This is a genomic window from Streptomyces sp. NPDC107575 (assembly GCF_055657265.1).
In genome coordinates, this window is the sequence record NZ_JBVKBG010000002.1 from 1,160,663 (window position 1) to 1,174,288 (window position 13,626).

13 protein-coding genes and 3 pseudogenes are annotated in these 13,626 nt (G+C 69.1%); 5 read left to right on the plus strand and 11 right to left on the minus strand.

The window, feature by feature from the left end; all coding sequences use genetic code 11:
• Positions 1 to 46 precede the first annotated feature (46 nt).
• The gene (locus ACZ7L4_RS11835) at positions 47 to 409 is read right to left on the minus strand and encodes a hypothetical protein (RefSeq protein WP_472101564.1); all 363 of its coding nucleotides are present in this window, start codon (positions 407 to 409) and stop codon (positions 47 to 49) included.
• Positions 410 to 600: 191 nt separating this feature from the next.
• Between ACZ7L4_RS11835 and ACZ7L4_RS11840 the strand changes: the two genes are divergently transcribed.
• The gene (locus tag ACZ7L4_RS11840) at positions 601 to 867 is read left to right on the plus strand and encodes a hypothetical protein (protein WP_472101565.1); all 267 of its coding nucleotides are present in this window, start codon (positions 601 to 603) and stop codon (positions 865 to 867) included.
• A gap of 379 nt (positions 868 to 1,246) precedes the next feature.
• Here ACZ7L4_RS11840 and ACZ7L4_RS11845 read toward each other — a convergent pair whose 3' ends face one another.
• From ACZ7L4_RS11845 to ACZ7L4_RS11870, 6 genes and pseudogenes are all read right to left on the minus strand, one after another.
• The gene (locus ACZ7L4_RS11845; RefSeq protein WP_385754362.1) at positions 1,247 to 1,471 is read right to left on the minus strand and encodes a hypothetical protein; all 225 of its coding nucleotides are present in this window, start codon (positions 1,469 to 1,471) and stop codon (positions 1,247 to 1,249) included.
• 399 nt (positions 1,472 to 1,870) lie between these two features.
• A pseudogene (locus ACZ7L4_RS11850) lies at positions 1,871 to 2,965 on the minus strand (integrase core domain-containing protein).
• Between the two features lie 210 nt (positions 2,966 to 3,175).
• Positions 3,176 to 3,976, minus strand: coding sequence for a hypothetical protein (locus ACZ7L4_RS11855; protein WP_472101566.1), 801 nt, complete (start codon positions 3,974 to 3,976; stop codon positions 3,176 to 3,178).
• A 611-nt stretch (positions 3,977 to 4,587) separates the two neighbouring features.
• Positions 4,588 to 6,186, minus strand: coding sequence for a GMC oxidoreductase (locus tag ACZ7L4_RS11860; protein ID WP_472101567.1), 1,599 nt, complete (start codon positions 6,184 to 6,186; stop codon positions 4,588 to 4,590).
• Positions 6,187 to 6,908: 722 nt separating this feature from the next.
• Positions 6,909 to 7,193, minus strand: a complete 285-nt coding sequence (locus ACZ7L4_RS11865; protein WP_472101568.1) for a hypothetical protein — start codon at positions 7,191 to 7,193, stop codon at positions 6,909 to 6,911.
• The gene (locus ACZ7L4_RS11870) at positions 7,186 to 7,374 is read right to left on the minus strand and encodes a hypothetical protein (RefSeq protein ID WP_472101569.1); all 189 of its coding nucleotides are present in this window, start codon (positions 7,372 to 7,374) and stop codon (positions 7,186 to 7,188) included. Before ACZ7L4_RS11870 ends, ACZ7L4_RS11865 begins: the two co-directional genes overlap by 8 nt.
• A 58-nt stretch (positions 7,375 to 7,432) precedes the next feature.
• On the opposite strand from ACZ7L4_RS11870, the gene ACZ7L4_RS11875 reads away from it, so the two are divergent.
• The 4 genes and pseudogenes from ACZ7L4_RS11875 to ACZ7L4_RS11890 all read left to right on the plus strand — a co-directional run.
• A complete protein-coding gene (locus ACZ7L4_RS11875) occupies positions 7,433 to 8,629 on the plus strand; it encodes a hypothetical protein (protein ID WP_472101570.1) in 1,197 nt (398 codons plus the stop codon).
• A gap of 342 nt (positions 8,630 to 8,971) precedes the next feature.
• Entirely contained in the window at positions 8,972 to 9,181 is a 210-nt protein-coding gene (locus ACZ7L4_RS11880) for a hypothetical protein (protein ID WP_472101571.1), read from the plus strand.
• A gap of 119 nt (positions 9,182 to 9,300) precedes the next feature.
• On the plus strand, positions 9,301 to 9,594 hold the full coding sequence (locus ACZ7L4_RS11885) for a hypothetical protein (RefSeq protein ID WP_472101572.1): 294 nt from the start codon (positions 9,301 to 9,303) through the stop codon (positions 9,592 to 9,594).
• Between the two features lie 120 nt (positions 9,595 to 9,714).
• Positions 9,715 to 10,101, plus strand: a pseudogene (locus tag ACZ7L4_RS11890) (hypothetical protein); the annotation flags it as partial.
• Here ACZ7L4_RS11890 and ACZ7L4_RS11895 read toward each other — a convergent pair.
• From ACZ7L4_RS11895 to ACZ7L4_RS11910, 4 genes and pseudogenes are all read right to left on the minus strand, one after another.
• Positions 10,102 to 10,305: pseudogene (locus ACZ7L4_RS11895) on the minus strand (transposase); the annotation flags it as partial.
• Positions 10,306 to 10,319: 14 nt separating this feature from the next.
• Positions 10,320 to 10,814, minus strand: coding sequence for a hypothetical protein (locus ACZ7L4_RS11900; RefSeq protein WP_472101573.1), 495 nt, complete (start codon positions 10,812 to 10,814; stop codon positions 10,320 to 10,322).
• Between the two features lie 806 nt (positions 10,815 to 11,620).
• On the minus strand, positions 11,621 to 12,994 hold the full coding sequence (locus ACZ7L4_RS11905; protein ID WP_472101574.1) for an MFS transporter: 1,374 nt from the start codon (positions 12,992 to 12,994) through the stop codon (positions 11,621 to 11,623).
• Entirely contained in the window at positions 12,991 to 13,581 is a 591-nt protein-coding gene (locus ACZ7L4_RS11910) for a glycine-rich domain-containing protein (protein WP_472102020.1), read from the minus strand. Before ACZ7L4_RS11910 ends, ACZ7L4_RS11905 begins: the two co-directional genes overlap by 4 nt.
• Between the last annotated feature and the right edge of the window lie 45 nt (positions 13,582 to 13,626).

Here is a 13,626-nt window from a genome sequence, read left to right on the forward strand (position 1 = left end):
AGGAACGACCGTTACGGGAGGGGGAGTTGGCCAACCTCTGGACGGTTCACGCCTCCACGTGTTCGGCGTACGCGGTGGCCCACTCCCGGACCAGCCGCTCCCGTACGGACTGGCCGCCCTCCGTCCACCCGGTGCGTTGTCCACGTTCCATGACCCGGGCCTCCGCCTCGTACTCGTCCAGGACGCTGCGCTTGACGGAGATCCCTGCCAGGACGAATGGGTCCGCGCCGGGGTCGGAGTGCTCCTCCCACCACTCCGCCGTGACGACCTCGCCGTCCTCCAGGAGCGGCCCGTACCCGCTGGAGAGGTGGAGGTCGGAGCGGTGAGCGGTGCGGGCGTGAGTGCGTCTCGTCGCCCGCACCGCGAGTTCAACGTAGCCGTCTGGGGCCGAGCAGATCTCGCGGGTCATGAGCCTGACCGCTGCATCTCATGGGGCCAGGGCTCTGATCGGCCCGATCTTGGGACAGCAGGGGTGACGGGTCCGGATGATGGCGAGGACCGATCGCGCGCATATGGACGGAGGACTTGGTGGGGGACGTGTGGATCTACGTGGCGCCTGACCGATTCCGGGGTTCGGTACTAGTACGGGCCGAGAAGGTCGTGAGGATCTGGCAGCAGGAGGCCGGTTCTCAAGTCGTCTTCGTCGACGTCGGCTCGGACCGTGAGGTACGCGTCGCCGACCCCGTCCCGATCGTTGGAGAGCCGGATCTGCCGCCGCACTTCGCGCTCGGACTGGCGCGGGCCCTCTACGAGGCGAAGACGCGTGTGAGTAAGGACGGCGAGAGCATCGCGGTCACGGCACGCCTCGTTGAAGGGCAGTCCTGGGAGTGGGTAGCCCACCGGCTGGACGAGGTGCCCGAAAGTTGACGTGCGGATGCGGCCATCAACAGGCGCTGACCGTCGCTCGGTGCCCTCTGTCCGAAGAAGGCACGTGAGGGGGCGGTGCTGGCGTTGGTGTGGGACAAGCGGTGGGGATGGCGTACGTCGACGAGCCGGTGCCATCCGATCGAACGTGAGACGGGCCGGCCGCCCGAAGGGGATGGCGTCCGCCATCTGAGCCGGGACAGGCAGCCGCCAACCCAGGAGGTGCTCTCTGCGCTCTACGATGGCCGGCGCGGAACACGCCGCCCCGTCGCAGGAGTTGTGTGAGTGGCAGCCCCGTCGGGGAATGCGCCGTTGAGGTCGTGCAGCCCTTGACCTGGTAGGGAGGTTTAAGAACGAGCTCAGACAGATACGGAGGCGCGGCTCAACAGGAGCGCACCACCACGGCCGCCCACGGCATGCCGCACGGATTCTGTGTTGGGCCCTGCATTCGGACGAATCGGTAGAGCTTGTGCTTGTCACAGACCCGTGTCCGTGACAGGTCCAGGCAGGGATCGTTGTTGAACTCAAGTGCCTGAGCTGATCCGGACCCCATGAAGACGGCGATACCGGCGACGCCGGTCGCGAAGGCAAGACCGATCTTGCGCATTGTTCTCCCTAATGTTTCGCAGGCGTGTCAAATGGAGCGTTCTCCCGAGTGATGCTCCCCCTCGGCCGCTGGATTGCGCCTGTGGGCCCGCCGTCGCAGGTAGTGCATCGCTCGCAGAGAAGACGTCAGGCGTACAGTAAGCCCACCCCGCCGCCTTTGCCTGTCTACTCCCCGCCGAACAACCGACATGCAAGGGCCTGACCTGGGCGGGCCGTTCGGAGTACGCCCCAGGGGGGATCGCGTCTGTTGTTGGTGGCGGGTGGCACCATGGCCGCTTGATCATCCTTGCGCTGCACAACGCGGGGCCGTCGAACGTGATGCAGCCCGCCACAAGCGGATCGAAATCGGGAGGGCGGTTGAAACGAACGTTGCGCCTGCCGAAAACTCCGTCCGTGCAGGTCATGCGGCGTGGCGGTACTCGTGCAGGATGCCGCCGAGGCGTGCGCGTCTTCGTATGTCCAGGCGTGCGATCTCCTCTGGATCGGCGGCTGGTACAGGTGCGGGGCGCAGTGGGCGGGCGTTCGCGATGCCCCGGTGGGGCCGATGGGTGTTGTAGAAGTCTTCGAACTCCCGCAGGGCATAGCGGAGATAGTGTTGGTTCCAGATTAAGGTGCGATCCAGGAGTTCGCGTCGGCAGGTCTGCACCCACCTTTCCATGATTGATTCATTCGCGGCGTCTGGACGCCGCTGAGCACGACCTCGATCCCTGTATCGCGCAGGATGGCGTCGAACAGTTCGGGGAACTTGCCGTCCCGGTCCCGGATTGAGAACTTGGCCTTGGAGCCGGCATCTTCGAGGTCCATGACAAGGTTCTTCGCGGCCTGCGCCACCCAGGAGGCGGTCGGGGCGCGCTCGCGCCCAGGACCCGGACCCGGCGGGTGCCGTGCTCGATGACCGCGAAGACGTACAGGCGTGCCCCGGACAAGGTGATCGTCTTCAGGAAGTCACAGGCCAGCAGGGCCTCGGCCTGTGAGCGCAGGAAGTCCGCCCAAGTGCTCGAGCTTCGTTGGGATGCAGGGGCGGTCCCGGCTTCCCGCAGGATCTCCCAGACGGTGGAGGCAGCCACCTTCACGCCGAGGATCAGCAGTTCGCCGTGGATGCGCCGGTAGCCCCAGTGGGGATTCTCCCGGGCCAGGCGCAGGATCAGAGCGCGGATGGAGTGCACGGTGCGCGGTCGGCCTGGGCGCTTCGGTCGAGAGGCGGCAGCGTGGTGGCGTGTGACCAGGTTGCGGTGCCGGCGCAGGAGCGTGTCGGCCGGACCAGCAGGCGCAGTCTGCGCAGCACATCTCGCGGCAACCGGTGCAGCAGCGCCGCCAGGAACGCCCGATCGTATGGGCTGAACCGCACCTTCTGTTGGCCGAGTTGGCTCTCCATGACCGTGATCTGGTGGCGCAGAGCGAGGATCTCGACGGCCCGGTCCCGATCGCTCATCGGCAGCAGGCGCAGCATCGCGAACGTGTTCGCCACGCCCAAGCAGGCCAGTCGCAGCAGCATGGTGGGTCACCATGCCCCGGCCGCTCGTCAGCCGGGCGAGGGCCCCGGCGTCATCAGCCACAGCTGCCAGGCCCCGGACTCCGCACACTGGCCCCCAGGACGGATGAGTTTTCGGTAAGGGCACCGCCGATGGTGCTGTCTGACGCCGAGATATCCGGATCGTCGGTACCGCTTGCCGGGGGCTCACGGGAGAGTCGGGTCGGTGGTGGTTCAGTTGTGCTCCTCGTCGATGGTGACGGCGGCGATCTTGTCGAACTTGACGACGATCCGTACGCCGCCCTTCTTGGCGGCGGCCGCGAGCTCGTCCTCAGTGCACTGCGTGATCTCGCGGTCCTCGCCGCAGATCCAGCCGCTGCCGTTGATGGTCGTGTTAGTGGTGGTGTAGAACGCGGTCTTGATGCCTTCGCTGTCCTCGAGGGTGTACTTGCCGGGGGCGAGGTAGCCGAGTTCCCCGGCGCGGGTGCTGCTCGGCTTGCCGGTGTTCGAGTCGTCGTCGCTACCGCCACCGCTGCTGGCGTGGTCCTCGACGATGCTGACCGCCGTGCCGTTCTTGACCTTCACGGTGGCGGGTACGCCGTTCTTCGCTGCGGCTTCGAGCTCGTTCTCGGTGCACTTGGTGGCGGCCTGGCCCTCGGCGTCTCCGCAGATGCGGCCGGCACCCTGGATGTCGGTGTCGGTCGAGGTGAAGAACGCCTGCTTGGTGTCCTTCACGTCGCTGACGGTGTACTTGCCGGGCGCCAGGTAGGAGACGGTGCCGAACCAGGTTCCGCTCACGCCCTTGCCCTCGGACGTGCCCCCCGATCCGCTGCCGGCCTGCGACTCCGTGCCGCGCGCGGAACCCGCACCGTCGGCTGCGGACTTGTCGTTCGCGTCCGCGGCCGTGGTCGGTGACCCGGAGCTGCTCGACGCGTTGTCCCCGTCCGCGCTTCCCTGACAAGCGGTGAGCAGAGTGGTCGTGGCCATCAGAGCGGCGGCGGTGAGGACGGCCTTGCGGCGGTGGTTGTGAAACATGATGTGGTTCCCCCGTTGAGGTATGAGATGTCCGGCAGATCAGCCGGTCGGTCGGCCGGGCCGTTCCCTTGTTCGATCTTGAGCCTGCCTGGTCGGGTGTGTTTGGAGGAAGGGCAGTTACGAGGTGATGACGATCTGGGCGTGCCCCTGAGACACCGCAACACCCCGGTCGTCGAGGAGGTGTTCGCCATCACTCGGATGTGTGTCGAGCACGCCGAACTGGGCTGGCAGGGGCACGGCGCAGCGGCTGCAGCACCGGCGAAAGTCGTGCGAGGGCGGTCGCGTCTGTCCATGGGGCAAGAGGGCGCAGGTTCAAATCCTGTCGTCCCGACGGAGATGTCGGCTTGTTGGCCGACTCGGAGGATGTCGCTTCGTACTCGAAGGGAGGGGCCCGTGGCCGCAGCCGTCGCCGTGCATGCGACGGCCCAGCGGTGCGTGCGACGCCTGATGGGTTCTGAACGCGACGCCGTCGTGGTGACGGGTGCGGCGTGCCGGCGCCCGCGCTCGGCGTCGACGGCCCGCCGCAGCCCTCGTATCGCCGTGTCGAAGGTGATGGCACCGGTTCGTTCGCGTCGGCGTCAGTGGCCGTGCCACGGGCTGTGCCGCCGCATTCAGAACACGACGTCGACGTCGTTTTGGACGATCGTTTCCATGGCCCGTTCGGCGACGGCGGCGATGGTCATCGACGGATTGCACGCCATCGTCGTCCCGGGCATGAGCGCCCCGTCGAGCACATACAGGCCGCGCTGCCCGTGCACCCGTCCCTCGAGGTCGCAGACGGGGCCCATCGCTGCGCCGCCGAGCGGGTGCACGGTCGCGTTGACCAGGGCCGTCGTGTCGACGACGGTACCGAGGCCGTGGGTCACGGCGCTGACCCGCTCCCGCAGACGGCGCCGCAGGGCCTCGTCGCCACCGAGCGGGAAGTGCGGGGCGACGGTGTCGGTCGTGGCGTCGTAACGGTAGCCGCCGCGCCCGGTGCTCACACCGAAGCCGAGCAGCAGCGTGGAACGGGTGTCCAGGCCGAGCGGCGGGAGGGAGAACGGGGCGAGGGTGTGCGCGGCCGTCGGGTCGTCCCAGAACCTGCTGCCGTACACGACCGGTCCGCCCTGCTCCGCACCGAAGTCCTCCTGGAGATCGGTCCACAGGTAGATCCGGTCGCCATTTGTGCCAAACCCCTCGCCGACGGCGTCGGGTAGGTCGGGGACGGTGCCAAGAGCGTGTGCGCGCACCAGGAGCCGACTGGTGTTGAGGCTGCCTGCGGCCAGGACGAGTGCGTCGGTGCTGAGGATCTTCTGCTCGCGTACCCGCCCGCTGTCGTCGGTCCGTTCTGCGTGGATCTCCCATTTGCCGCTACGCGTGCGGGCGATGCCGGTGACGTTGTGGTGGGCGGCGACGGTGACCCGCCCGGTGGCCTCGGCCTGGGCGAGGTAGGTGAGGTCGACGGTGTGCTTGCCGCCGTTGTTGAAGCCGAAGACGCAGTCGCCGTTGGTGTACGAGGGCCGCATCTCACCGCGGAGTTCGGCGAGGGGGTAGCTCCAGTCGTACGGGCCCGGGATCTTCTCGACTCCGTAGCCGGCCCGGCGTGCACGTTCGGCGTAGTGGCGTGCGGGGGCGTAGTTCGGCGAGTCGATCAACTGGTCCGGGGCGGTGGAGACTTGCAACATGCGGGCGACGCGCGGGTAGTGGACGGCGTCCATGCGCGCGTAGTCGAGCCGTTCGGGCAGCCAGGTGGTGAAGACGGCCTCGCTGGGCTGCAGCGTCATCCCCTGGTAGATGAGCGAACCGCCGCCGACCCCGGCCGCACACAGGGCCAGGACGTTCGCACCGAGGACGGGCTCGACGATCCCGACGTACGGGTCGAAGTCCAGGGGCCTGCCCACGATCCGGGCGAGCGGACGGACTGCTTCAGGAAGCGTCTCGTACCAGAGCAGGCGCTTGTCGGGGGCGGACAGGCGCGGAAAGGTGTCCGCGTTCGGGCCTGTCCGCCAGCGGCGGCCGCGCTCCAGGACCGTCACGGACACCCCCGCCTGGGCCAGGCGCAGCGCCGCGACGCCGCCGCCGAAGCCGGAGCCGATCACGACGGCGCGCCGCTCCTCGCGGGTCAGCGGGACGGAGGCGCGGTTCGCGGCGACGGCGGGGGCCGGAGCGATGGCCAATGCTCCCGCGGCGGTCCCTCCGACGAGCAGAGTGCGTCGGGTGATCGTGGGCATCGTTCACTCCCCTCCCGGTTGTCGCGGGAGCGTAGAGGGGCTGCCATGAGGTCACAAGAGGCACAGGCGTCGCGTCGAAGCGGACGGCCGCGGGACGCGACGGACCGGGGGACACCCCGGGTACACACCGGGCCAATGGCTACCGACTCCTTGCGGTGACCGTGACGCTGCGGACCTTGGGCTGACCGAGCAGGTGCGGGGTCAGGTTCTGCACGGACGTCATGGCACACCCGCCCCTTGCGTGTAACCCCGGTAGGCGGACGTCGACGGCTCGGTGGAGTCATGAAAATGGTGCACACGGCGAGTAGTTGAGGGTTGGGGTGTCGAACGAATGCTTATTCAACGCCGGGCCTTGATCGCGGCTTCTTGTGTGCGTGCCTGGTCAGGACGAAGACGTCGCCGGCCAGTCGGCCTGTCATACGCGGGGTCCTGGGTCGGTTCACCGCATCCATCCATCCAGCCAGCCAGCGGCGAAGGCGATGCGATGTTTCTTGATCCCGCCGACATGGGCCACCCATGAATGAACGGAGTGAGGTGCTCTGGACACTGGTCCACCAGGCGAGAGAAGCCCCCAGACCTTCGGGCCTGGGGCCTCACCGTGGGGCCCAGGGGCAGGGGGCCAGCTACTGCTGCCTGAGTCACGCTACGGGCGCTCGTCGGGAGCGGCGCATATATGTGCTCGATAGTGCCGACACTCAGGGGCCGACTGTCAGGTCGGGGGCTTACGCGTGCCCGTCATCGTCCTTGTTGTCCTCTGGGTACGGGTCGGGCACGAAGCGCTCCATGAACGGCCAGAGCCGGTCGCCGAGCCAGAGTCCACCGGCCAGCACGAGCGCCCCGACCGTGAGCGTCAGCCAATTCGTGTGCCACACGGCCTGTACGACGGCCCCGACGGCGACCGCGAGGATGCAGCCGAACACGTAGATGAAACAGCCGCTCACGCAGCCCATGGCTTCGGCATGGTCTTCCGTCTGGAAGGGCCCTATCGGCCCCATGGGGCTACTCATCGCCACCCTCATCTTTGTCGCTCTTGTCCACGTACCGCTGGAGGGCCATGAGCCCGGCGAAGCAGACTCCGATGTTCAACGCCCGGCACCAGGTCAGCCAGTGCAGTGGCACGAGTCCGCCGACGAGGACGTACGACGCCGGAAGCTGACGGCGGACGGGCTGGAAGCTCTGATGGCACACTTTCGATCTGTCACACCGGCGCGAGGGGCGTCCGGGGGGGGCAGGGGAGGTGGGGCCGGTGCGCGGGCGGGTGCATGACGTGGTCTGGGGGACGGTGCGGGTGGTGTTGGCCGTCGTGCTGCTGGGGGCGGCATGGCAGCTGGCACGGAGCGCGGAGCGTGCCCGCTCCGCCGACCTCGACTTCCCACGCCTGGCGATACACGGCGCCCAAGGGCGGGACACCGGCAGGCTGAAGGTGTGTGGGGACCGGTACCAGGAGCCGTTCTGCATGCGGGCGGAGCAAGTGGCAGTGGACGAGGTACTGCTGAAGCTGAACAAGAAGACCGGGGCCCGCTACCAGTTCGAGTTCGGCCGGACCGGCGGGAGCACGCTGGCCATCAAACTGGACATCGACGGCGCGGACCAGGACCTGGTCGAGGCGGCCGACGGTCGCGGAAGGGCAACCCTGTTCTGGTGGCGCGATTCGGTGCGGCTGTTGGAGGTGTCGGCGGGCGGTGAGGAGCTGACGCTGCGCACAGCGCACTACCCGGGCCGGGAGTTCGTGCTCCCCGCCGCATTCGGGGCGGCCCTCGCCGGGCTGGGGGTGGCGTTCCTGTGGTCGGGGCTGTGGCGGATGGTGCGTGGTGGCGTGTCCCGGTTGAACTGGCCGTGGCAGACGGTGGTGCCAGGGGTGACCTTGATCATGGCAGGGCTGGGCGGGGCCCTGGGCGCGTTCTTCTCGGAGGGCCGCCCCTGGGCGATGGCGTGGACTGGGGGTGCCGTGGGTGCGCTGAGCGCGGTGGGCATGGCCTGCTGGGCTTACCGGTTGATGCGGCGAAGGCTGCCGACACTGGTGCGGATGGAGCCCATCGTGCCGGTGGTGGAGCGCCGCTTCCAGGGCATCGTGTGGGGGCCGGGCCCGTGGCAGCTGCTGTCGATGGGGTGGCTGCGGACCGGGCCGCAGGGGCTTGCCGCCGTAACCGGACCGGCAGTGGGCACCGGCAGCTTCGGGATGCGGCTCTTCCCCGGCACTCTGCGCCTGGTTCGGGTGCGGCCACCGCACCGTGACGACCCGCTGCGGCTGCGGTTCGGCCGCTACGGGCGTACGGACGGGGCGGAGGAGGCGCAATTCGGGCTCGTCGCCGAATGCGAGGCACTGGACGGACCGGTGCCCGGCGCGCGCATACTGATCGGCGCGGGCAGCGAGGACCTGCCGCACGTGCTCGGCGCCCTGTCTGCTGCCACGCCGTCCCCGCTTTCCCCGCCTTCCGCCTAGCTGGTCTGGGGTGCGGCTCGGCGCCGGCGCGTAGGGCGGGGCCATGCGATGGGCACTGCCCGGGGCCGTCGCCGGTCCCGAGGGTGTCCCGGCAACTCGGCCGGATGTCAGTGGCGTTGGTTAAATGTGTACGCAGTTGACGAGCCCCTTGAAGGCGCGGTGTATCGGTGCGGACGGCGAACCGTCGAAATGCGGCGGCAGAGTACCTATAGGGGCGCCTGGCCGGCGCTCTCCTGTGGCGACGCCCATCGGGCGGCGACGTCGTGACACGGCCCCGGCAGCGGGACGACTCCTGCCCCGGTCTCCGTGACGGCGCTCTGACGATGCCGTGGAGGGCCTTTCTTGTCCGCAACCACTTCCACCTGCGACCACCGCGTGCACCACGTAGTGGTCGTCGCTCTGATCTCCGTCATCGCCGGGCTCACCTCCGGGATCGGTCTTGCCGCTCTCGGACAGTCCCCGCTCGCCGCTGTCGCTTCAGGTGGGGCGGTCGTGCCGGTCGTCTTCTCCGCCGGCATGATCGCAGTCACGTACGTGAAGCGGCAGGCATAGCAGGCGACTTCGTGGGGTGTCTTCTTCAGGCCACTCGGTGGTCCGGAGCGTGACCAAGCGGGGAGTCCGGGGTTGAGCAGGCGATGTTCCGTCGTCGTCGAAACAGGGAGAACTCCCAGATGCACATCCGCTCCGCCACCGGCGCCCTCCTCCTGGCCCTGGCCGCCTCCGTCGCCTGCTCCACCCCGGCTCCGGCCGCCGACCCCGGGCCGGGCACCGGCACGGTCGTCCTGTCCAATGAGGCGTACGACAGCCTTGTCCGCGCCGATGAGGACGAGCAGGAGCTGATCCTGACCAACCCGTCCTACCGCGAGGCATGGCTCTTCTGCCTCGGCTCCACGGAACCCAGCCACGTGGAACGGAACGCATGGGGCCAGGGGTACGTGTGCATTCCGGACGGCGCGGTGCAGTGACCGCGCCGTCCGGCTGACGGACACCGTGGGGGTTGGTCCACCTTCGGCCGACCGATGTCCACCCGGAGGTCCACCCGTGGGTCCAGGTGGTCGAGGCATTGCCGCAGCAGTCTTGTGGGCATGACTACGACCGAGTGGATCACCGACATCGCTCTCCGCCTTGTCGGTTTCCGGCAGCTGCGGGAGGGCCGACTGGACTGGCGGACCTTCCTCATCCCGCTGGGGATCGTGGCCTTCGTGGCCCACCAGTACCTCGAATCCGTACCGACCGGAGGCAACGACCTGGTGCTGATCGGCACCCTGGTGGCCACGGGCGCCGCACTCGGCATCGCCGGCGGCGTCTACACCAGGGTCCGGGTCTCCGGGGAGCACGTCCTGATCAAGGCCGGCGCGGTCTCGGCGGCGCTCTGGGTGATCGGCATGGGCGCGCGCATGGGATTCCAGTTGTGGACCGAGCACGGCGGCGACTACGTCGCCCGCTTCAGCATCACCCACCAGATCACCAGCGTCTGCTCGGCGGCGGGCGAGGCGGAGGAGGGCTTGGGTGTGGTGCTTGCCCTCCTTGATCCTTTTGTCGTCGTGGGCGCGGGACGCAGGGGCGGCCAGGGCTGCGAACGCGGAGAGGAAGAAGGCTCGTTTGAGCTGCTTGTTTCCTCTCCTGGATTGCTGTTCGCCGCGGATCGAGGAGCCTGAACTTCTGGTCGTTGGAGCACCCACGTCGGCCCTCAGGCTCGGACGGCGGCGAACTCCCTGCCGGAGACAGCTTCTGGATCGCTGATCATCACGCGGGCCTCGCGAGCGGCGAGCGTGATGCCGTTCGATGATTCGAACCCGGCTTGCCGGTGGGCGCGCTGATAGCGGCTGATCGATGCCCGCATGATGACGCCCGTGCTGAGCCCGAGGAGAACGACGACAGCGAGCGACCCCAGCGTCAAGAACCCGGCGTCGATGCCGGCCCAGGTCGACACAATCCCGGCCACGAGCCCTGCGAGGGCCACGTAGGCCAGGTAGAGGAGGACTCTGGACCTTCGCTCGCCGGAGGAGCTGGCACGCTGCAGCTCCTCTTCCATGGCGTCGAGCTGCTCGATCTTCGGCGTCCGCGTCGTCGCAAACTGCTGGAACAGCTGTTCGTGCTCCGCGCTGCCCCGGGACCGCTGCTTGATCACCGTTCCATCCGCGGCAATATGCCACTGGATCGTCCAGGGCTTCTTCTGTTCCACGCTTCACACCGCCTTGTCAGTAAGCGACGGCCGTCACCTCGCCACGTCGGCGACGATGCTACTTCTTCCTGGCGCGCCCCGATCCGCTCCCGGTCAGCACCTCTCGTCCGCGGCTGGTGCCCCGAACCGCCATGCGCGTTCAGGATCTTGGTCTGTCAGGCGTCCTCGATGTCGTCGGCCTAGGGTCTCCGTTGCGCATGCCGGAGAGCACGAAGCCGTCGTCCGCGTCCCACGGCACCCGGCACTCCATCGAGGACGAGACGGGTCTGCTGCAGGGATGTGATTGACGGCTGAGGGCCAAGGGGGAGCAGGTTCAAATCCTGTCGCCCCGACCATCGTTTACGCAGGTCGCAGGTCGCAGGTCGCAGGTCGCAGGCCGTCTCCGCAGAATCGCGGAGGCGGCCTTTTCGCTGTCCGCGGCGGGTGTTGTCGCACGGTTGTCGTGCCGCAGAAGTAGGGCCGCACGCTCTGCGCACCACTGTCGGCCACCGACCGATGCATCGGGTAGCCCGTGCATCACTGCCGCTCGACCCGCGACTACGAACGGCGCCCACAGCGCTTCGAAGCCGTGATCCGCCCCGAGATGATCGACCTCATAACCCGCCGGTCGGCTGACGAAGCCCCCAATCGGCACGGAACCTATCCCGGAACCAAACGCACACCTCAGGGCGAACGCTCAGTAAGCCAACCAGCTGGCCGGCTTCGCGGTCGCGGCCCGCGGCTTCCTCGCCGCGGTCTGGCGCAGGCTGGCAGTCGGCACTGCCTGCGAGCCCCCTGGCCGTCACCAACGTGCAGAGACCGCAGGCCTAGTGACCCGCGGGCTCTGCCGCCGCGCCGGTGCCGGAACTGCCCTCGGTCCCAGCGGACTTGGAAAGCCTGTCCGTTCCGGCGTCTCCCTGGCCGCCGCGGCTCGCCGCGCGGAGTCGCAGCAGGGCCAGCGGGGTGAGGAGTGCGGCCAGGAGGCCGCCGGTGAGGCCCAGTGCGGGGAAGCCGGCGCCGGCCACCACCGCGCCGGAGGCTGCCCCGCCCGTGGCGCCCGCGAGGGAGATGCCGACGTCGACGAGGCCTTGGGTGCGGGCCCGGGTGGCCACGGGGAGCGCGTCCGTGATGAGGGCGGTGCCGCTGACGAGGCCGAAGTTCCAGCCGAGGCCCAGCAGGACCAGGGCCGTGGCGAGCGCGGCGACGGAGTGCGGCGGCGCCAGCGCGGCGAGCGCCCCCGCCGCGAGCAGCGTCGTCCCGGAGGCCGCGGCCAGCCACAGCCGTCCGATGCGGTCGACCAGCAGCCCCGTGAGCGGTGACGGCAGATACATGGCGCCCACGTGCAGGGCGATGACCAGGCCCGTTGCCTGGGTGCCGTGCCCGTGGGCCTGCATGTGGACCGGCGTCATCGTCATGACAGCGATCATCACGAGCTGGGTGAGGATCATGACAGCGGTGCCGGTGGCCAGGCCGCGGGTGTCCGTACGTCCCGCGGTCCCGGCGGCCGACCCAGGCTCCGCCGTCACCTCCTCCTCGGCGGCCTGTTCGCGTGCGAGCAGCAGCGGGTCCGGGCGCAGGAGGACGGCCAGGGCCAGGGAGGCCGCACCGTACGCGGCCGTGGCGAGCAGGAAGGGGCCCGCGAGGCGCGGTATGCCCCAGGCGTGGGCCCAATTACCGGTCACGTCGGCGAGGTTGGGGCCGATGACCGCCCCGAACGTCGTCGCGAACAGGACGGTGCTGACCGCCCGGCCACGCCGCGCGGGCGAGGCGAGGTCGGCCCCGGCGTACCGGGCGAGGAGATTGGCGGCCGTGCCCGAGCCGTACACCAGCAGCGAGACGAACAGCAGCGGCACACTGTCCGCGACCGCGGCGAGCACGACGCCGAGGCTGCCGACCGCTCCCGTCCCGTAACCCAGGGCGAGCCCGGGGCGTCGGCCCCACCGCTGGCACAGCCGCCCGATGCCCACCGAACCGAGCGCGGCGCCCCCGGTGAACAGCGCGCTGGGCAACCCGGCAAGGCTCGTGGAGCCCAGCATCTGCTCGGCGAGCAACGCCCCCACGGTGATGCCGGCGGCGAGGCCCGCCCCGCTCAGGGCCTGGCAGAGCGCGAGGACGGTCAACACACGCCGCTGCGCGGGGTGTTCGGGTTCGGGTTCGGGCGTCGGTCGTCCGGCCTGCGAGGGGCGTGCCGCAGAGGTCACGCCGCGCCGATCGGCTCGGCGGGGGCGTTCGGCTCGGCCGCGGCGTTCGGCTCCATCGGTTCAAGTGCCGAGATCTCGTCCAGCGGCATGTCCATGTGCTGGTGCAGGTAGCGCACGATGGTCCAGTGCGGCAGCGCACCCTCGTCGAAGGGCCCGAACTCCCGGCAGTACAACGGGATCCAGCGCAGCGCCTCCTCGGCCGCCCGCTCGCGGCCCGGCTCGGCCTGGTAGTCCTCGTAGGCGATGCTGCGGTGGTGGATGAAGTACCGGCCCGGCAGGCGCTCCTCGCACAGGGCGACGTATTCGCGAGTCTGGAGGATCAGGTAGTGCCAGATCTCGTCGATGGCCTGCTCGACGGGGAGGAAGAGGCCGCTGAGCCGCTCGCGGTACTTCGAGACGAGGTAGAGGTAGCGGAGGCACTCGGTGACCTGCCGCTCCACGTAGGCACGTTCCTCGCCCGTCTCCTTCACGAAGTAGGCGACCACCTCGCCGTGCAGGCCGTGGCCGAGCAGTTCGCGCAGGTCCTCGTCGGTGACGGTCGTGGTGGGCGCTTCGTGTGCCGCGTGCGGGTCCTGCTGATTGGTCATGTGGTTCTGGTCGTTCACGTCGTTCCCCTCAGGTGTTTCCCGCGG